At 43.3% G+C, this 17,333-nt stretch carries 18 protein-coding genes; 2 read left to right on the top strand and 16 right to left on the bottom strand.

The window, feature by feature from the left end:
• Window position 1: 1 nt before the first annotated feature.
• Complete coding sequence (locus AQPE_RS14955) at window positions 2-2,548, bottom strand: cation-translocating P-type ATPase (RefSeq protein WP_318347304.1); 2,547 nt, start codon at window positions 2,546-2,548, stop codon at window positions 2-4.
• A gap of 47 nt (window positions 2,549-2,595) precedes the next feature.
• The gene (locus AQPE_RS14950) at window positions 2,596-3,012 is read right to left on the bottom strand and encodes a MarR family transcriptional regulator (protein WP_318347303.1); all 417 of its coding nucleotides are present in this window, start codon (window positions 3,010-3,012) and stop codon (window positions 2,596-2,598) included.
• 128 nt (window positions 3,013-3,140) lie between these two features.
• Here AQPE_RS14950 and hydE point away from each other — a divergent pair, with 128 nt between their 5' ends.
• Both hydE and AQPE_RS14940 read left to right on the top strand, forming a co-directional pair.
• The gene (hydE, locus tag AQPE_RS14945) at window positions 3,141-4,220 is read left to right on the top strand and encodes a [FeFe] hydrogenase H-cluster radical SAM maturase HydE (protein WP_318347302.1); all 1,080 of its coding nucleotides are present in this window, start codon (window positions 3,141-3,143) and stop codon (window positions 4,218-4,220) included.
• A 96-nt stretch (window positions 4,221-4,316) separates the two neighbouring features.
• On the top strand, window positions 4,317-5,684 hold the full coding sequence (locus AQPE_RS14940; RefSeq protein ID WP_318347301.1) for a Gfo/Idh/MocA family protein: 1,368 nt from the start codon (window positions 4,317-4,319) through the stop codon (window positions 5,682-5,684).
• Between the two features lie 82 nt (window positions 5,685-5,766).
• Here the strand turns inward: AQPE_RS14940 and AQPE_RS14935 are convergent, their stop codons facing one another.
• From AQPE_RS14935 to AQPE_RS14870, 14 genes are all read right to left on the bottom strand, one after another.
• Window positions 5,767-6,324, bottom strand: coding sequence for a hypothetical protein (locus tag AQPE_RS14935; protein WP_318347300.1), 558 nt, complete (start codon window positions 6,322-6,324; stop codon window positions 5,767-5,769).
• 231 nt (window positions 6,325-6,555) lie between these two features.
• Window positions 6,556-7,179: a copper homeostasis protein CutC gene (locus AQPE_RS14930; RefSeq protein WP_318347299.1), complete on the bottom strand. Its 624-nt coding sequence runs from the start codon at window positions 7,177-7,179 to the stop codon at window positions 6,556-6,558.
• Between the two features lie 2 nt (window positions 7,180-7,181).
• Window positions 7,182-7,661 carry a methylated-DNA--[protein]-cysteine S-methyltransferase gene (locus tag AQPE_RS14925; protein ID WP_318347298.1) on the bottom strand — a complete coding sequence of 160 codons (480 nt, stop codon included), beginning with the start codon at window positions 7,659-7,661 and terminating at the stop codon, window positions 7,182-7,184.
• Window positions 7,662-7,717: 56 nt separating this feature from the next.
• A complete protein-coding gene (locus AQPE_RS14920) occupies window positions 7,718-8,515 on the bottom strand; it encodes an alpha/beta hydrolase (RefSeq protein WP_318347297.1) in 798 nt (265 codons plus the stop codon).
• A 135-nt stretch (window positions 8,516-8,650) separates the two neighbouring features.
• Window positions 8,651-9,169: an NADH-quinone oxidoreductase subunit NuoE gene (gene nuoE, locus AQPE_RS14915; protein WP_318347296.1), complete on the bottom strand. Its 519-nt coding sequence runs from the start codon at window positions 9,167-9,169 to the stop codon at window positions 8,651-8,653.
• A gap of 117 nt (window positions 9,170-9,286) precedes the next feature.
• Window positions 9,287-11,038 (bottom strand): NADH-dependent [FeFe] hydrogenase, group A6, encoded by a 1,752-nt coding sequence (locus AQPE_RS14910; protein WP_318347295.1) that lies wholly within the window; start codon window positions 11,036-11,038, stop codon window positions 9,287-9,289.
• An 11-nt stretch (window positions 11,039-11,049) separates the two neighbouring features.
• Window positions 11,050-12,843 carry an NADH-quinone oxidoreductase subunit NuoF gene (locus AQPE_RS14905; RefSeq protein WP_318347294.1) on the bottom strand — a complete coding sequence of 598 codons (1,794 nt, stop codon included), beginning with the start codon at window positions 12,841-12,843 and terminating at the stop codon, window positions 11,050-11,052.
• Between the two features lie 10 nt (window positions 12,844-12,853).
• Window positions 12,854-13,252 carry a (2Fe-2S) ferredoxin domain-containing protein gene (locus AQPE_RS14900; protein WP_318347293.1) on the bottom strand — a complete coding sequence of 133 codons (399 nt, stop codon included), beginning with the start codon at window positions 13,250-13,252 and terminating at the stop codon, window positions 12,854-12,856.
• An 88-nt stretch (window positions 13,253-13,340) separates the two neighbouring features.
• On the bottom strand, window positions 13,341-13,889 hold the full coding sequence (locus tag AQPE_RS14895; protein ID WP_318347292.1) for an ATP-binding protein: 549 nt from the start codon (window positions 13,887-13,889) through the stop codon (window positions 13,341-13,343).
• 54 nt (window positions 13,890-13,943) lie between these two features.
• Entirely contained in the window at window positions 13,944-14,684 is a 741-nt protein-coding gene (locus tag AQPE_RS14890) for a PHP domain-containing protein (RefSeq protein WP_318347291.1), read from the bottom strand.
• A gap of 2 nt (window positions 14,685-14,686) precedes the next feature.
• Window positions 14,687-15,022, bottom strand: coding sequence for a DRTGG domain-containing protein (locus tag AQPE_RS14885; protein WP_318347290.1), 336 nt, complete (start codon window positions 15,020-15,022; stop codon window positions 14,687-14,689).
• Window positions 15,009-16,379, bottom strand: a complete 1,371-nt coding sequence (locus tag AQPE_RS14880) for a [Fe-Fe] hydrogenase large subunit C-terminal domain-containing protein (RefSeq protein ID WP_318347289.1) — start codon at window positions 16,377-16,379, stop codon at window positions 15,009-15,011. Before AQPE_RS14880 ends, AQPE_RS14885 begins: the two co-directional genes overlap by 14 nt.
• Complete coding sequence (locus AQPE_RS14875) at window positions 16,376-16,789, bottom strand: ATP-binding protein (protein ID WP_318347288.1); 414 nt, start codon at window positions 16,787-16,789, stop codon at window positions 16,376-16,378. Before AQPE_RS14875 ends, AQPE_RS14880 begins: the two co-directional genes overlap by 4 nt.
• A 173-nt stretch (window positions 16,790-16,962) precedes the next feature.
• Complete coding sequence (locus AQPE_RS14870; RefSeq protein ID WP_318347287.1) at window positions 16,963-17,307, bottom strand: hypothetical protein; 345 nt, start codon at window positions 17,305-17,307, stop codon at window positions 16,963-16,965.
• Window positions 17,308-17,333: the final 26 nt, after the last annotated feature.

Here is a 17,333-nt window from a genome sequence, read left to right as displayed (position 1 = left end):
TTTAATTCCTTTCCCTATTCGTCAGCACCTTATACATCTCGAACCAAACAATACTCGTAAAACCAAGAACTACACAAATCAGAGATTCTGCCAGGCTGATTTTTTCGAACTGAAACAGGTTCAGCAGGAAAGGCACATTCAGCACCAAAACCAGAAAGAAGGCCGCCCCACCAACAACATATTTGACCGTTTTATTGGATGTCGTTAGAATCTGGAAAATATTTCTTGTCCATGAGCGGTTCGACAGAATAACGGCAATGTTCGCTGCAATCAACGTGGTAAAAGCCAATGCACGAACTTCCTGTTCAGAATAATTCATTCGCAGGCCGAAGAAATACACCGCAAAAACCATGACCAGAATTCCGATACCCTGAGAACAGCTCAGCCAGATCTTTTTAGCACCAAAAAATGGCTCATTGATGTCTTTCGGAGGTCGGTTCATCACATTTTTTTCTTCCTGTTCGGCTTCAAAAATAATGGAGCAGGCAGGGTCAATAATCAACTCAAGAAATACAATGTGCACCGGCCAAAGCAACAACGGCCAGTCGGCAAAAAAGACCGGAATAAGCGACAATCCGGCAATAGGAACGTGGATGGCGAAAATGTAACCCAGTGCTTTTTGCAGGTTGTCGAAAATACGTCGGCCCATTTTCACTGCTCCAACAATCGAAGCAAAATTATCGTCCATCAGCACCAGCGACGAAGCCTCGCGGGCCACATCAGTTCCCTTTTCACCCATGGCAATCCCAATATTAGAGGCTTTTAGCGCCGGAGCATCATTCACCCCATCGCCTGTCATGGCCACTATTTCACCGTTTCGTTTCAGTGCATTCACAATCTTTAGTTTCTGCTCCGGAATTACACGTGCAAACACATTCACATCTTTTATTCGCTCAGCCAATTCCTCTTCACTCATCTCCTGAAGTTCAGGTCCGCTGATTGACACATCTGGATTCTTCAATCCGATTTCGCGTGCAATATTCATCGCAGTTACCGGATAGTCGCCCGTGATCATGATCACCCGAATGCCAGCCTGGTAACATTCGCGTACGGCTTCGGGAACCGTCTCCCGAATTGGATCAGACAAGGCAATCAAACCAATAAATTCAAAATCAAAATCGTGCTGAATTGGGGGAAGACTGCCATTTTCGACAATCGCCCGGGCAACTCCAAGTACCCGCAATCCCTGCGAAGCCAGTTCAGCAACCGCTTCACCATATTTCGCTTTTTTGTTATCCGAAAGGTGGCATAAATCAAAAATAGCTTCCGGAGCGCCCTTGGTAGCAATGGTTTTCTTGAATTTATCGTGGTTGGAAAAAACACGCGACATGGCGAGTAAATCTTTCGACAACGGATATTCTTTCACCATTTGCCAGTCAATATGAATGTGGTCTGTATTTTTCAGGTACACATCGCCCATGTTGGTAATGGCGCGTTCCATGGGGTCGAACGGATTGGTTTGGCTCGATAAAATGCCGTATTCGATAATTTCGTGAAACTCTTCCGGAAATTTGGTGCACTTATTTACTCTAAAGAAATCGGACCCATTGTATAATTGGGCAACCGTCATTTTATTCTGAGTCAGCGTGCCCGTTTTGTCGGTGCAAAGAACTGTTGCTGAACCCAGTGTTTCAACGGCTGACGGTTTTCGCGTCAGTACGTTTTTCTTCGATATCCGCCAGGCGCCCAAAGCCATAAAAACTGTCAATACCACCGGGAATTCTTCAGGCAACATGGCCATTGCCAAAGTAATTCCGGCCAAAAACCCATTCAGCAAATTGCTGCGGGTTAAAGTGTACACCAGGATTACCACTACACAAAGCAAAATTCCGATAATAGCCAGTCGTTTGACCAGCACAGCCATTTCGCGTTTTAACTTGGTGGGTTCTTCAACCACCGAATCAAGCGCTTTCCCGATTTTCCCGATTTCGGTATTCGAAGCCGTGGCTGTTACTTTAACGATACCGTTTCCCTGAACAATCATCGATCCTGAATACACAAAAGGCAGATCGTCGCCACCGGGTTGCACATTCTGGTCAGTTCCGTTCCATTCTGATTTACGTACCGAAACAGATTCGCCAGTCAGCAAAGATTCGTCGGCCATCAGGTTCACCGAATACAAAACCGTGGCATCAGCCGGAACACGGTCGCCTTCCTGCAAAATGACCAAGTCATCAGTCACCACATCGCGGCCAGCTATTCGCTTTTCAACACCCTCGCGAATCACCAAGGCACGCGGACTTGCCAAATCTTTCAGGGCATCCAGCGCTTTTTCAGTTTTTTTCTCCTGATAAAACTCGATGCCCATGATCACAAAAACGAAACCAAGCAACATCAGTCCTTCCTGAACATCGCCCAAAATCAGGTACAAGGTTCCACAGGCTACCAAAAGTAAAAACATAGGTTCCTGAACTACTCCCCAGGCCAATGCCAGAAAATTTTTAGGTTTCGACGAAGGCAGTTCATTAAAACCTTCATTCTTTATTTTCTCTTTTACTGTTTCTTCGTTTAATCCGCGGAACTTCTCCGATTTTAAATCAATTGACATATTCTTGGGGAATTTGATTAGATGATTCTAACTATATAGGCAAATTTTTAAGACTTCTGAAAAACTTTTTCAAACAACATTTCCATCAGTTTGACTTCGGTCTGATCCAATTTTCCGGCAATCAACTCAGCCATTTGCTTGTGCGCAAAATCGTGCATATGATTGATTACTTTCCCTTTGACTGTAAGGTGCAAATGAGCGCTACGGCGATCATCATCTGACTTCACCCGATAAATAAAATCCTTTTCTATCAGCTTATCAATAGCCACCTTAACCGTTGGCTTAGTTAAATTCATCTCTGCTGCCAGCTCAGTAAGGTTGGGATTGTGAAGGTTATTGATGGTCTCCAGGTAATTCATTTGGGTAAGTGTCAACTCGTTAAAATTAAACTGTTCTTTGGCCGACTCTTCCATCCGGCCAATTTCGAGCGATAGTTTTGCGATTATTTCAACAAGTTTATCCATGCGACAAATATAGTTAGATTGTTCTAACAAATAATCAGATTGTAAAATATTTTCATCGATTTTTTGCTTTCCACTTCTCAATGTCCTTTGCTCTGCGCCCTCCGCCAATATTTTGTATCTTCGCACTAATGACGAACTTTCAGAAAATATTACTTCAGACCGATTTTTCGCGTGACGATCTGGTGACTTTGCTGTCATCCGAAGGTGATGAACGCCAGCAACTTTTTCATCGCGCTCAGTCGGTCAAACTTCAAGCGGTTGGCAACAAAGTATATTTCAGGGGACTGGTTGAATTTTCAAACATTTGCGCGAAAGATTGCCTGTACTGCGGAATCCGGAAAAGCAACGAAAAAGTGATCCGCTACGAAGCCACCGATGAAGAAATTTTGGAAACCTGTCGGTTTGCCTGGGAAAATCGCTTTGGCTCTGTGGTTCTGCAATCCGGAGAATTGTCTTCGCCAACATTTGTAAATAGGATTGATTTGCTTCTCCAGAAAATCAAACAGCTATCGAACAATGAACTTGGAATTACACTTTCGTGCGGAGAACAAAGCATTGAAACTTACCGTCAGTGGAAAGAAAGCGGCGCCCACCGGTATTTGCTCCGGATTGAAAGTTCAAACCCTGATTTGTACCGAAGGATTCATCCGGAAAACGATTTTCACAGTTTCGATCGCCGCCTTCAGGCCTTACAAGATTTGAAAACTGCAGGATATCAGGTTGGAACCGGCGTAATGATCGGACTACCGTTTCAAACCACCGAAGATTTAGCCAATGACCTTTTGTTCCTGAAACAGATTGATGTGGATATGGTTGGAATGGGACCTTACATTGAACACGAAGACACTCCGCTTTACGATTTCAGGAGCAGCCTGAAAACCAAACAGGAGCGCTTTGACCTTGCGCTGAAAATGGTTGCCACTTTACGTTTACTGATGCCTGAGATCAATATTGCCGCAGCGACAGCTTTACAAGCAATTGATCCGGCAGGTCGCGAAAAAGCGCTGACTATTGGTGCCAATATTATCATGCCAAATCTGACATCAATAAAATACCGCAAAGAATACCAATTGTACGAAGACAAACCTTGCCTTGATGAAGATGCGGAACTTTGTCGTAACTGCCTTGAAGCCCGTATTGAATTGTCTGGTTGCGAAATTGGCTATGGCGAGTGGGGCGACTCGAAACACTTTATACAGAAATCATAGTTGCCATTCTGTTCTGGTGTTTTTTAACTTGAAATCGAATTCTGTCTGGATATATTTTCTACTTTTATCCACATAAACCTAAATACTAAACCTATCATGAAACCTACCAGAAGAGATTTTCTTAAATCGGCATCTGTACTTTCTGCCGGTGCATTTTTCATTCCAAATCTGATGAGTTGTTCTCCTTCGAACCGTTTGAACATTGCGGTTATTGGTGTGGGCGGACAAGGAATGGCCAATTGGAGCAAACTGATTAATCAGAAAGATCCCAAATGGAACGAGAATATTGTGGCTTTGTGCGATGTTGACGACAAACGCGCAGCAGAAGCTTTTCGCGTAATGCCAAACGCCAAACGCTTCAAAGATTACCGCGTGATGTTCGACCAAATGCACAAAGAAATTGATGCAGTTATGGTTTGTACACCCGACCATTCACATTTTCCGGCAGCGATGGCGGCTATGCAATTGGGCAAACACGTGATCGTTGAAAAACCATTGGCTCACAACATCTGGCAATTGCGTACACTTCAGAAAGCAGCTAAGCAGTATGGTGTAATTACCCAAATGGCCAATCAGGGACATGCAACCAACGGAATTCGTTTGGTTAAAGAATGGTACGATGCGGGATTATTGGGCAATGTGACCGAAGTGATTGCTTGGTTTGATGGTCCAGATTTCGGGCCAAATAAATATTTCAATAAACCTGAAAGTTTTCCTCCGGCAGAACAACCTGTTCCGGATTATTTAGACTGGAATTTGTGGGTGGGCCCAGCTGCCTTCCGACCATACAATGAAATTTACGTACCCAAAACATGGCGTAGCTGGTTCGATTTTGGCAATGGCGAACTCGGCGATTGGTGTTGTCATACACTTGACGCTCCTTTCTGGTCGCTCGATTTGGGAATGCCCAGTGTAGTTGAAGCTGAATTTAAATCGCCGGTTCCCGACACTGGATTCGTTTCTGATCAGGCCATTATTCGATGGGATTTTCCGGCTCGCGGCAATAAAACTCCTGTAACCATGCGGTGGTACGAAGGTAAACTGAAGCCAGAGAACCGTCCGGAGTGGAACATGGAAAAATTGCCAGGTAGCGGCATGATTATGGTTGGAGACAAACAATGCCTGATGACCGGCGGACGCCCCAACGAACCACGACTCTTAATGAAAGATGACGAATGGAATGAATTTCTGAAGAATCCTCCAGCTCAAACTATACCAAGAACATTTGAAGAAAATCCACAACGTGAATGGGTTGAAGCCATTAAGAACAATACAGTTTGTGGATCGAATTTCGATTATGCAACCAAATTGGTAGAGATGTCGCTCACCGGAGTTTTGGCTCAACGCTTCAATACCCGCATCGAATATGATGCTGCCAACATGAAAGTGACCAATCATTCGGAATTGGATGCCTATATTAAGGAACCGATGAGAGATGGATTTTCATATGGAGAGAACCTTTGATACGATTCAGCTATAGGATACAACAAAAGGCCTGTCAGTTTAAATGCTGACAGGCCTTTTCAATAATACATTCTGGTTTCTTTTATTTATCGAAGCGAATACCTAAAGTAAAACCAATCCATCCTTTCGCAGTATGGCTATCGCCAACATGCGAATACATATCGTATGGTGCAAAAGTGCTTTCAAAGGTATGACCGAAACTTTCCTTGTTTTCGGCAATGTTCAAATTGAAGCTTGGTCCACCAAAAATACTGATCTTTTCACCCAAACGTTTGCTATATAGCAATCTGACTTGCTGGAAGTTGTTGTAATTATCTGTCCAGATTTCGTTTTCGTTGACATGAAAAATCATGTATTCGAGGTTCATTGAGTGATCCTCGGTCTTCATCAGGTGAGTTCCAACGCCTGCCCCAAAAGCCCATTTGTAGTTTTCGGCCAAAAATTGTGTTCCTACACTGAAAATACCATAAACCGGTTTAATTCCAACCTTTGCAGTTGCCTGAAGATTCAAACCTTCGCTAACCGACATCTCGAATGCTTTGTATAAACTTTTATTATCGGTTGTTTTTTCCTGAGCCCAACATAAACTTGTTAGCATGCATGCGAGCAGTAAAACTGAAATTCTCTTAATTGTTTTCATACCTATTATTTTCTATTAATGAATGACTTACTAGAAATTTGATGCTGCAATTATACGTAATTTCTGAAATATAACTGCAATGCTTTGTCATATTTTAGAATTATAGACGATATTGTTCCAATAAATTAACATTGAAGTAATAGACTCATTTAAAAAATCAAAGAGAGATGACAATACTGTCGATATCAGACAATTAAAACGATACTAATTTACAAAAGAAAAGAAGAAATATTATACAATCCGTTGTCCATGAAGTTCAGAAACTCCAGTAAATTCAGCAATTTGTAACCGATTCGCCGGAAGCACCTTTCCTGCGGCAATAATTTCGATTCGCCGGCCCGGTATATCCTGCATTTGCTTCAAAATATTGCGGCCATTCCAGGCAGTATCCATTCCTCCGGAAGTCAATACCCGGGTAATTCCCTCAATGGTATTTAATTCCTGGAATGATTTCAAAATATCATCAGAGTAGTCGATAGCTTTGTGAAAGGTAACTTCCAACGGAGACGCTAGCTTGGCCAATCGCCTGGTATTTTCGACATCAATCGCACCGTCGTTGGTAAGTAATCCGAAAACTACACCAGCAACTCCCGATCCTTTGAAGTACTCAATTTCAGCTTCCATCAGCAGAATTTCATCTTCGGCATAAACAAAATTCCCACCACGCGGACGAACCATTGCCATCACCGGAATCGTTAAATGCTGCAAGCACTTCAGGGTTAATTCAGGCGAAGGTGTTAATCCGTCCTGATCGAGTGCAGAACAAAGCTCAATTCGATTCGCTCCACGTTTTTCGGCAGCTATTGCATCATCAAGCGATTCGACACAAGCTTCAAAAATCAGGGAATTGTGCATATTTAAAAAAGTGTTCGTTTGGATGGATTGTGTTTCATTTCTAATTCCAGCAATAGCCTTTTTCGCCAGATTCCTCCGGCATAACCAGTAAGTTTATTCCCGGCGCCAATCACCCGGTGGCATGGAATTACAATGGCAATTGGATTTTTACCGTTTGCAGTGCCGGCTGCCCGTATGCATTTCGGATCACCTAGCCTGACGGCCAATTCCATGTAAGTTATCCTTTCGCCGTATGGAATCTGAAGCAACTCGGCCCATACTTTTTGCTGAAATTCAGTTCCTTCAGGAGAAAGCGGTAAGTCGAAAGAGGTGGTTTTTCCTGAAAAATAGTTTTGCAATTGTTCCTTACAGTTTTCAAGAAGTTCGCATGAACTTTGGTCCTGAATGTCATTATCAGAAAAGGTTATTTCGGTAACTGACTGGCCTTCCGATTTCAGGATCAGGAAACCCAAAGGACTACTAAATGACGTTTGATATTGCATACTCCAAAAATACTAAAGTCAGGTGGAAACCGGACTTATTCGCCTAAAAATGTAATTTATTTTCTGATAATCTTCAGCAACAAATCAAACGCTGGCTCTGCCATTCCACCGTGGTCAAATCCATCCAATTCATATAAAGTGGTTTGTTTGTGCCCTGAAAGATTCATCATGCGCCACATATAAGCGTTCTCTTCGTAACGGCCCAGCATTTCGAGTTCGCGGTCTCCGGTAATTAGGTACAAGGGCGGAGCATCTGCCCGAACATGAAAGAGCGGAGCCATTTCGTCGATTACCGGCTGAGTTCCCGGAATTCCTCTCTCACTTCGAATGGTGAAATGTGTGATCATCTGTCCGCTGAACGGCACCAGTTTCTGAATCGAATTAGCATCAATTCCGTAAGTAGCCAAATAATGTTTATCAAGTCCGATCATGCAAGTCAGGTAGCCACCTGCCGAATGACCTGAAACCACTATTTTCTTTGGATCTCCACCATATTTACTGATATTTTTGAAAACCCAGGCCACCGCGGCAGCAGCATCATCAATGTATGCCGGACTTTTCGCTTTTGGACTCAATCGGTAATTTACTGCAACAACACCAAGTTTCTTATTCTTCAATCGTTCCGGAATTGATTTTTCGCCGGCAGTCAAACCGCCTCCATGAAACCAAACCACCGTGGTAAAACTATCCACATTTTCAGGAACATAAACATCCAGTTTACACCGTTCTTTCTGATATTCATCAAGATTTTCACCTGAACGGTATGAAATATTGTTTTCGGTTTTGTAAGGAATTTGTGCTGAAGCAAGGAAAGCAGTAAAAACAAGAATAAGGGCAAGAAGGAAGCGGTTCATCGGATTGTATGTTATGATTGTCAGGTTAAAGATAGAGCTTTTTTAAAAAGAGCAGGAATCCGACCTTTTAAAAAGATTGGATCCCTTCACCAAATGTGAGTGAGCGGGTGACTTGAAGTCACCCGCTCACTTTAGTTAAATCGTATAGCACGCTGATTTTGCTTCTGAAGCACAGCCTTCCTTATATTCGGAAATGATGCTTTTTACCATTTGCGGAGAAACACGGCCATATACTTTTTCGCCAACCATAACAACAGGAGCCAATCCACAAGCGCCCACGCAGCGCAAACAATTGAGCGAAAATTTATTATCGGCTGTACTTTGCCCCACTTCAATACTTAATTGTCGCTTAAATTCTGCAAGAACTTGCTCTGATCCACGCACATAGCAAGCCGTCCCCATACAAATAGAAATCGGGTGCTCACCCATCGGAATCATGGTAAAGAAAGAGTAGAAAGTAACCACTCCGTAAACTTTGGCCACCGAAATATTTAATTCTTTGGCAATTACTTCCTGTACTTCAGCTGGTAAATAGCCTAACTTACCCTGAACCTGATGCAATACATTAATCAATTCACTTCCCTGATTCCCGAAATCCGAGCAGATCTCCCTGATCAGCCCAATGGTTTTTTCTGAAAGTTTTATTCCTGGCATATTGTATTGTTTTATCTGTTTTTTAATAAGTCATTGGTCATCAGGAAAAAGTCATTGGTCATTTGAAAATAGAGCCGTTTCCTAATGACCAATGACTCTTTTCTAATGTGTGTTTCTCTAGCTGCGATCAAAATATTTGGTATGCAACAGATGATGCGCTTTTTCGCTCATCGGCGCGCCCAAAAATTCCTCGTAAAGCTTGGTGATGTATGGATTCTCGTGCGACTTTCTGATGTTCTTGTTTTTGTCTTCAGAATAAATTGCGCGTTGGCGCTTTTTTAGTATTTCGGCATCACCGTGGTGATACGGCTGACCACCACCTCCAATGCAACCACCCGGGCACGACATGATTTCGATAGCATGAAATTCACTGTTTCCGGCCTGAATATCTTCGAGCAACTTGCGCGCATTGCCCAACCCATGAGCGATCCCGATGTTGATCTCTGTTCCGTTGAAGTCGATCGTTGCTTTACGTAAACCATCCATTCCGCGCAACTCTTCAAAATCAACTCGCGGCAAAGGGTTGCCAGTAAATATTTCGTAGGCGGTGCGCACCGCAGCTTCTATCACTCCACCAGTTGTTCCAAAGATTACGGCAGCGCCGGTTGATTCACCTAAAGGCTGATCAAATTCTTCATTCGGTAACGAGTTAAAATCGATGTTCCCCAAATTGATCAAATGACCAAGTTCGCGGGTACTTAAAGCAAAGTCAACATCAGGATTGCCATTAACCGAAAACTCGGGGCGACTGCTTTCATACTTCTTAGCCAAACAAGGCATAATGGAAACTACCACCAAATTTTCACGTTTCACTCCAATTTTATCGGCAAAATAGGTTTTGGCAACAGAACCAAACATTTGCTGGGGTGAGCGTGCCGTTGAAGGAATATCTTTCAATTCAGGAAAATGATGTTCAAAGAATTTTACCCATGCAGGACAACACGAGGTAAGGATTGGCAGTTTCACATTTTTATCACCTTCCATGAATGCAGACAAACGGCTCAATAATTCGGTTCCTTCTTCCATGATGGTAAGGTCGGCAGCAAAATCGGTATCGAAAACATAATCGAACCCCAAACGGCGCAAGGCCGCAACCATTTTGCCAGTCACCAAAGTTCCGGCAGGCATTCCGAATTCTTCGCCCAATGCAGCACGAACCGCAGGGGCTGTCTGAACCACTACCGTTTTAGTCGGATCGGACAAAGCCCGAATTACAGCGCCGGTTTCATCTGCTTCAGTAAGCGCGCCAGTTGGACATACAGCAACACACTGACCACAATAAGTACACGTAGAATGGTCGAGATTCATCTCAAATGCCGGAGCCACGACAGCCTGAAATCCGCGATTAACAGCCGAAAGAACGCCGACAGTCTGCACCTCGTTGCACATGGTTTCGCATCGGCGGCACATGATACACTTGTTAATTTCGCGGATAATCGCCGGCGAAGTATCCTCGCGGTACAATGACTGTTCGCCCTGGTAATGAATTTTTCGGATTCCAAGATGGTGCGCCATATTTTGCAAATCGCAATTGCCCGATTTGGCACAAATCAAACAGTCGGCCGGATGATCAGATAAAATTAATTCGACAATCGTTCGACGCGCATTGATAGCCCGTATCGAATGCGTATTTATTTCCATTCCTTCGGTGGCTTCGGTGCAACAGGCAGGAGCCAGATTCCGGCGACCTTTAACTTCGACTACGCAAACACGGCAACCTCCCGGTTTATTTTCAATGTTCATATCGTCGAGCTTCATGTAGCATAACGTCGGAATATCAATTCCGATACTGGAAGCGGCTTTCAGTATGGTAGTTCCTTTGCTGACAACTACCGGTTTATGATCTATTGTGAGGTTTATCATTTCCATAGAAAATACTTTTAGGCGATTAATACAGCATCAAACTTACATTTCCCGATACACACACCGCATTTAATGCAAATCGACTGGTCGATGTAATGTGGCGAACGTTTTTCGCCGGAAATAGCACCAACCGGGCAATTTCTGAAACAAAGCGTACATCCGGTACACCGCTCGGCATCAATCGAATAGTGCATCAATGCCTTACACTGACCGGCCAAACATTTATGTGTAGTTACGTGTGCCAGATACTCGTCGTAGAAATTATCGAGTGTTGAAAGTACCGGATTTGGAGATGTTTGTCCCAAGCCGCAAAGCGATGTATCTTTGATCACGTTACTCAGCATTCTTAATCGATTCAGGTCTTCAAGCTCACCGTTTCCATTGGTTATCTTTTCCAGAATTTCGTGCAAGCGCTTATTCCCAATCCGACACGGGGTACACTTCCCGCACGATTCGTCGAGTGTAAATTCGAGGTAAAACTTGGCAATGGCTACCATGCAATCCGAATCGTCGAGCACAATCATACCTCCTGAACCCATCATGGAGCCGGCAGCAACCAAATTATCGTAATCGATTGGCGTATCCAAAAACGATTTAGTCAAACAACCTCCGGAAGGACCACCAGTCTGAACTGCTTTAAATTCGCGTCCATCCTTGATTCCGCCACCAATATCATATATAATTTCGCGAAGGGTAATTCCCATCGGAACTTCAATTAAACCTACATTGTTGATTTTCCCGGCTAAAGCAAACACTTTGGTTCCCTTCGATTTTTCCGTTCCAATGGAAGCGAACCATTCTGCACCTTTATTAATAATGACCGGAATGTTGGCAAAAGTTTCCACATTGTTTACATTGGTAGGTTTGCCGTTGTATCCTTTCTCAGCCGGAAACGGAGGTTTTACAGTTGGTTCACCGCGTTTCCCTTCCATCGAATGGATCAGTGCAGTTTCTTCGCCACACACGAAAGCTCCGGCTCCGTAGCGGATTTCAACATCAAAATTAAATCCGGTTCCCAAAATATCGTCACCAAGTAAACCATATTCGCGAGCCTGGTCGATGGCAATTTTCAGGCGCTCGATGGCCAATGGGTATTCAGCACGAATGTACACCAGCCCTTTGTCGGCACCAATGCAATATCCGCAAATAGCCATCGCTTCGAGCACCGAATGCGGGTCGCCTTCCAGGATCGAACGGTCCATAAAAGCACCGGGATCGCCTTCGTCGGCATTGCAAACTACGTATTTCTGGTCACTAACCGATTTGCGAGTCAATTCCCATTTCAAGCCAGTTGGAAAGCCACCACCGCCACGTCCCCGAAGCCCGGAATCTTTCACAGTTTTGATTACTTCGTCCGGAGTTTTTTCCGATATGCAGGTGCCCAATGCAGCGTAACCATCTCGACCAATGTATTCTTCAATGTTTTCAGGATTGATGAACCCGCAGTTGCGAAGTGCAATACGAATCTGCTTCTTATAAAATTCCATTCCTTTCGAATCGCCAACTGTTTCTTTGGTTTCTGGATCTATAAAAAGCAACCGTTCTACCTTTCGTCCTTTGATGATGTGTTCGTCCACAATTTCGGCTACATCTTCAGGAGTAACCTGAGTATAGAACGTATTGTCGGGCAATATTTTAACAATGGGTCCTTTTTCGCAAAACCCAAAACATCCGGTTGATACCACTTGAATTTCATCTGCCAATCCGTACTCATTGAGCTTGTCGGTGAAATTTGCTTTGATGAGTTCGCTTTGTGAAGCCTTGCATCCGGTACCCCCGCACACAAGGATATGCATGTTGTATTCGACCATATTTGTCGGTTTATTTATTATCGATTGTTGAATACGCTACAGGAATAATTCCGTCAACCATTTCGTTGAGCTTGATGTGTTTTTCTATGATTTCCAGTGCCTTGGTTTTATTGACGTAACCATAAACAACGGGATTTTGCCCTGGAATTGTAAGTATGATGGTTGGCTCGGCGTAGCAATAGCCCATACATCCAGTTTGAGTAATAATGGCATCAATTCCCTGATGATCAAGCTCCTCAATCAGATAATTCATCGTATCTTTTGCTCCGGAAGCGATGCCGCAGGTGGCCATTGAAACTTTGATTTGGATCAGATTCTCAGGATTATCACCATTTTCTCTTAGTTTAATTTTCGATTGAACTTCAGATTGTAGCTTTTTTAAGTCGGCAAGAGATTTTATTTTATTCATACTTGGGGGATTAATGAGTTCAACAAAACTTCAAACACTATTCTCTAAATATCAGTACATTAAAGTAATAAATATCTAAGATTTATCATCATTCTGTAATTTGAATTTGTTCTAAATTCTCCTGAAGCATTTCTTTCAGGAACGACCGGACTTCAGGATTGTTAAGCGGCACATTTTCAAGCGTTTGCTTCAATTCACGAGTATCCACACCAAATTTTCCTGAAGGTGTTTGATGTTTAAAGACATAATCTGTTCCGCCTGAAGAACAAATCAAAAGTAGCAGTGTCCCGACCAAATCACCCATTACAGGACGATCGATGTGGCTCAGACCAAACACGGCTGTGACTTTTGTTCCTTTACCCAATTCAGATTCGATGTTGAATGATCCGCCAGTCATCTCAGCATTTTGCTTAAAAAGAGACAGCCCAAGGCCAACTTTTCGCGTAGTGCGGGAGGTGTAAAATGGATCGATGGCGATTTGCAGCTGTTCAGGGTTCATTCCGCAGCCATCGTCAGTAATGGTAATTATCAAATGATCTTCTTTCGGAAGTTCGGTAATTTCAATCCCAACCAACTTAGCTTTTGCCCGAATCGAATTCTGCACAATATCTAGGATATGTAAGGAAAGGTCTTTCATTTGATTGAATTACTGATGGACTGAATTATCGAATGAAAAAACAGAAGAAGCGCCTTATGGAATCTTCACCATTCGTCCGTTTTCACGATGCAATGTTTTTTTGATTTCAGAAAATGTGGCATTCTCCATCTCAAAATTCGTATAGATTTTCCCGAAATCAGCAGGGAAATGTGCATCCGAAAACCTCACAATGGTTATATCCTGACTGATTTTATATTTGTCCCGGATGCTCTCTTCTTCAGCGAGTTTTGAAATCTGCAGGGCATCAACCTTTAATTCTGGAGGAAAAAATCCCAACTGACTATACAGACTGTTCCGAGGCCGATCAACGTGTGCCGGAATAAAAATTCCGGAGAGTTCGTGCACTTTCTGCTCTACTTCTTCAATACTCACATCGAGCGAAGCGCCCAAATAATAATCCAACTTTTCGAGAATATCTTCATTCTCATCAACCAGAACCTGATAACCAAAAAGCTCGGCATTGTGTGGAATTATTGTCAGATGCCGATCAAGAAAATCCTGAAAAATGCGCAATGCATCAAAATCTTCGAACAAGCCCAGACAATGGACTTCTTCGCGCGAAGTCATTTCGCATCCCGGAAATACGGTCAGATTCGTTTTCTGCGCCAGTTTCCAAACTAGCTCGCATTGCTTGGTGGTGTTGTGGTCGGTTATTCCAATAATATCAAGCCCTCGTTGACAAGCCAGCGAGACAATGTTTGCAGGACTCATTTCCAGATCGCCACATGGAGATAACAGTGTGTGGATATGAAGATCGGTCCTGAATGTTTTCATTGTTACTGGTTATAAAGTTGGTACAGCTTTCCGGCAATTTCGAATGTTGACAAACTGGTTCCCAGAACCGGGATGTTTTCGTCGTTCGAATGGCGAATCGTGTTCTCGTGAGGTTCGAGATTACTAACCAGAATAACCGCTGCCAAATCTTTTAACGAAGCTATGGCCATTACATTCTGATGAACCTGAAGCGTAATCCAGACTTCGCCTTCGCGAGCGTTCCCCATAACATCACTAAGTAAATCAGAAACATAGCCACCGGCAATTTCACGATCCAATCCTTTATGGCCTGAAAAAACAGTCAGACCTAATTTTTCAACCAGTTCAGAAACCTTCATTTCGTCGTCCTCTTTTGTTACAATCAGCTTTAAATCTATCTGCTCCCCATTTCTTCTGTATGTTGAGGAACGCTTTTCGGGCATGAATCCGACCTTCATCCACCCACTTTTGTTGCAGAAAGATGCAGTCAGACATTTTTGCCTTGTTGTTTACCATATCTTCGGCCAGCGCGTGGCAATTGGGCGCTCCGCAAGCACCGCAATCGATTCCCGGCAGAAAGCAAACAATGCGCTGCGCCTTATCCATCTTTTCCATGGCCTTTACCCTATCTTTCCCGAAAGCAAAATGAGGCTTTGGCATAATCGGGTCCAATATCAATTTTCGCTTCAGCTCCTGAGCCTTTTCCAGGTTGTTTTCCTGATGTATTTCTTTTGCCGATGGGTAACGCTTAGCACGGCGCTCAAGCCTTTCAACGGTCATAAACCGGTTGCCTGTCAGTAAAATTCCGCCGGCACAACTTTGATCGCAAGCCCGCATTTCAATGAAATCGATGCCCTTAACCTGATCATTTTCGAGTCTTTCCAGAAAACGTACGGCATTATGAATACCGTCTATGGCGATGCTTCGTGATCCAAAATGGCAGGATTCACCGCGCGTGAGACTCCAGTTTATCCCTTCAGCAGAAAGATTTTTTCGTTGAACAGAATGGTCATCAACCTCATGGTCAGAAATAACTTTCATCACTTCATTATACAACTGATTCATGTTAACAATACCATCCACAATCGATTCGCTTTCACCAACAGGACTTTTTACAGCCGCAATTTTCGCTATGCAAGGTGTGGCGTAAAAAAGGCCAATTTCTTCACGCAGGGCACCTTCGAGCCTCAATTGTTCAATGGCAAAATGAGCAGCAAGATTGTGCGGGGCTTTCCTTAGAATCAGATTTTCAGTGAGTGAAGGATATCGCCCCTGAATGAGGCGAACAATCGCTGGGCAATAGATCGATATGGCAGGCTTTGGAGTTTCTTTATCGGCAAGAACTTCATTAATCGAATCAATCATCACTTGCATGGGTTGTTCCACTTCATAAATGTGGGTGAAGCCAACTTTCTTCAACCCGTCATAGATCTGATCTTCACTATATTTACCAGGAAACTGTCCAATCATGATGGATGGAAACAAAATGACACGGTATTTGAATGAACGGATCATGGCCAGATCGTCTTGTTCAACGTAAAACGCATGAGTAGGGCAAGCTCGATGGCATTGGCCGCAGTAAACACATCGTTCATGGTCGATTACAGCCAACCCGTTTACAACCCGTATTGCTTCTGTCGGACACGATTTCATGCAATGGGTGCATCCAATGCATTTGGAAGGATCTAATGAATGATATTTGGAATCTCCAATCATTTAAAATAGTTAACCATTTTAACTTTTGTACCCTTACCGACTTCCGATTCGATCAACAATTCATCCGTATTCTTTTTCATATTCGGCAAACCCATTCCGGCCCCAAACCCCATATCTCTGACCTGTTTGCTCGCAGTAGAGTATCCGGCCTGCATGGCCAATTCAATATCAGGAATTCCGGGACCATCGTCTTCAACAAATATGGTAATCTTATTCTCATCAATTTCAGCCAAAACAGTTCCTTTCCAGGCATGGGCTACCACATTTACTTCTGCTTCATACAACGCAATTACAATGTTTTTCACAGTTTTGCCGTCGACATTCAGTTGTTTAAGCACTTTTTTCACCTCACTCGAAGGTTTCCCTGCATGAGTAAAGTCTCCTCCCTGTATGTTAAAAGTAAGTTTCAAGATAGAAGGCCTCCCCCAAACCCCCTCCACAAGAGGGGGCTAAAAAAACCGGTACTCGAATGTTTTCTCATTTCTTATTGGTTATTCCTTATTCGATATTAGTCATTTGTCAATTTCTAAAAGCACTACTGCTGGCCAAGTTCCCCTCCTTCGGAGGGGTTAGGGGAGGCTTCTCAATAAATCGGGTTTAATCCGGCCTGGAATAAAAGCCCACTCGATTTGAATAGAGAAAAAGGCGATTCAAGTATACACATTCCATTCTCACAAGCCAGTTCAAGCATTTGATCTGAAGCTTTCTTATTGCGTACAAAAACAATGGCACGAATGTCGGCCATTTCGGCAGTACGGATACACTGAAGGTTTACCAGCCCGGTTATCAGTATCAAATTATCAGTATCCAAGGTCAATACATCGCTCATCAGATCAGAACTATAACCCATGCCAATCTCTTCATCCAGTTTATCAACTCCACAGGTTACCTTTGCATTTAAAACTGTAGCGATATCTCTAAGCTTCATTTAAAATTGTATTACGATTTGCGGCA

This window comes from Aquipluma nitroreducens, assembly GCF_009689585.1.
GTDB lineage: Bacteria > Bacteroidota > Bacteroidia > Bacteroidales > Prolixibacteraceae > Aquipluma > Aquipluma nitroreducens.
The sequence above is the reverse complement of the archived record's forward strand: the minus strand, read 5'-3'. Positions and strand labels throughout refer to the sequence as shown.

What these genes read in the sequence shown, in the direction of transcription:
- AQPE_RS14880 (WP_318347289.1), bottom strand. Translation starts at nt 16,379, where the DNA reads ATGATTGGAGATTCCAAATATCATTCATTAGATCCTTCCAAATGCATT.
- AQPE_RS14940 (WP_318347301.1), top strand. Translation starts at nt 4,317, where the DNA reads ATGAAACCTACCAGAAGAGATTTTCTTAAATCGGCATCTGTACTTTCT.
- AQPE_RS14950 (WP_318347303.1), bottom strand. Translation starts at nt 3,012, where the DNA reads ATGGATAAACTTGTTGAAATAATCGCAAAACTATCGCTCGAAATTGGC.
- AQPE_RS14925 (WP_318347298.1), bottom strand. Translation starts at nt 7,661, where the DNA reads ATGCAATATCAAACGTCATTTAGTAGTCCTTTGGGTTTCCTGATCCTG.
- AQPE_RS14870 (WP_318347287.1), bottom strand. Translation starts at nt 17,307, where the DNA reads ATGAAGCTTAGAGATATCGCTACAGTTTTAAATGCAAAGGTAACCTGT.
- AQPE_RS14895 (WP_318347292.1), bottom strand. Translation starts at nt 13,889, where the DNA reads ATGAAAGACCTTTCCTTACATATCCTAGATATTGTGCAGAATTCGATT.
- AQPE_RS14905 (WP_318347294.1), bottom strand. Translation starts at nt 12,843, where the DNA reads ATGGTCGAATACAACATGCATATCCTTGTGTGCGGGGGTACCGGATGC.
- AQPE_RS14920 (WP_318347297.1), bottom strand. Translation starts at nt 8,515, where the DNA reads ATGAACCGCTTCCTTCTTGCCCTTATTCTTGTTTTTACTGCTTTCCTT.
- AQPE_RS14890 (WP_318347291.1), bottom strand. Translation starts at nt 14,684, where the DNA reads ATGAAAACATTCAGGACCGATCTTCATATCCACACACTGTTATCTCCA.
- AQPE_RS14900 (WP_318347293.1), bottom strand. Translation starts at nt 13,252, where the DNA reads ATGAATAAAATAAAATCTCTTGCCGACTTAAAAAAGCTACAATCTGAA.
- AQPE_RS14935 (WP_318347300.1), bottom strand. Translation starts at nt 6,324, where the DNA reads ATGAAAACAATTAAGAGAATTTCAGTTTTACTGCTCGCATGCATGCTA.
- AQPE_RS14930 (WP_318347299.1), bottom strand. Translation starts at nt 7,179, where the DNA reads ATGCACAATTCCCTGATTTTTGAAGCTTGTGTCGAATCGCTTGATGAT.
- nuoE (WP_318347296.1), bottom strand. Translation starts at nt 9,169, where the DNA reads ATGCCAGGAATAAAACTTTCAGAAAAAACCATTGGGCTGATCAGGGAG.
- AQPE_RS14955 (WP_318347304.1), bottom strand. Translation starts at nt 2,548, where the DNA reads ATGTCAATTGATTTAAAATCGGAGAAGTTCCGCGGATTAAACGAAGAA.
- hydE (WP_318347302.1), top strand. Translation starts at nt 3,141, where the DNA reads ATGACGAACTTTCAGAAAATATTACTTCAGACCGATTTTTCGCGTGAC.
- AQPE_RS14885 (WP_318347290.1), bottom strand. Translation starts at nt 15,022, where the DNA reads ATGAAGGTTTCTGAACTGGTTGAAAAATTAGGTCTGACTGTTTTTTCA.
- AQPE_RS14910 (WP_318347295.1), bottom strand. Translation starts at nt 11,038, where the DNA reads ATGGAAATGATAAACCTCACAATAGATCATAAACCGGTAGTTGTCAGC.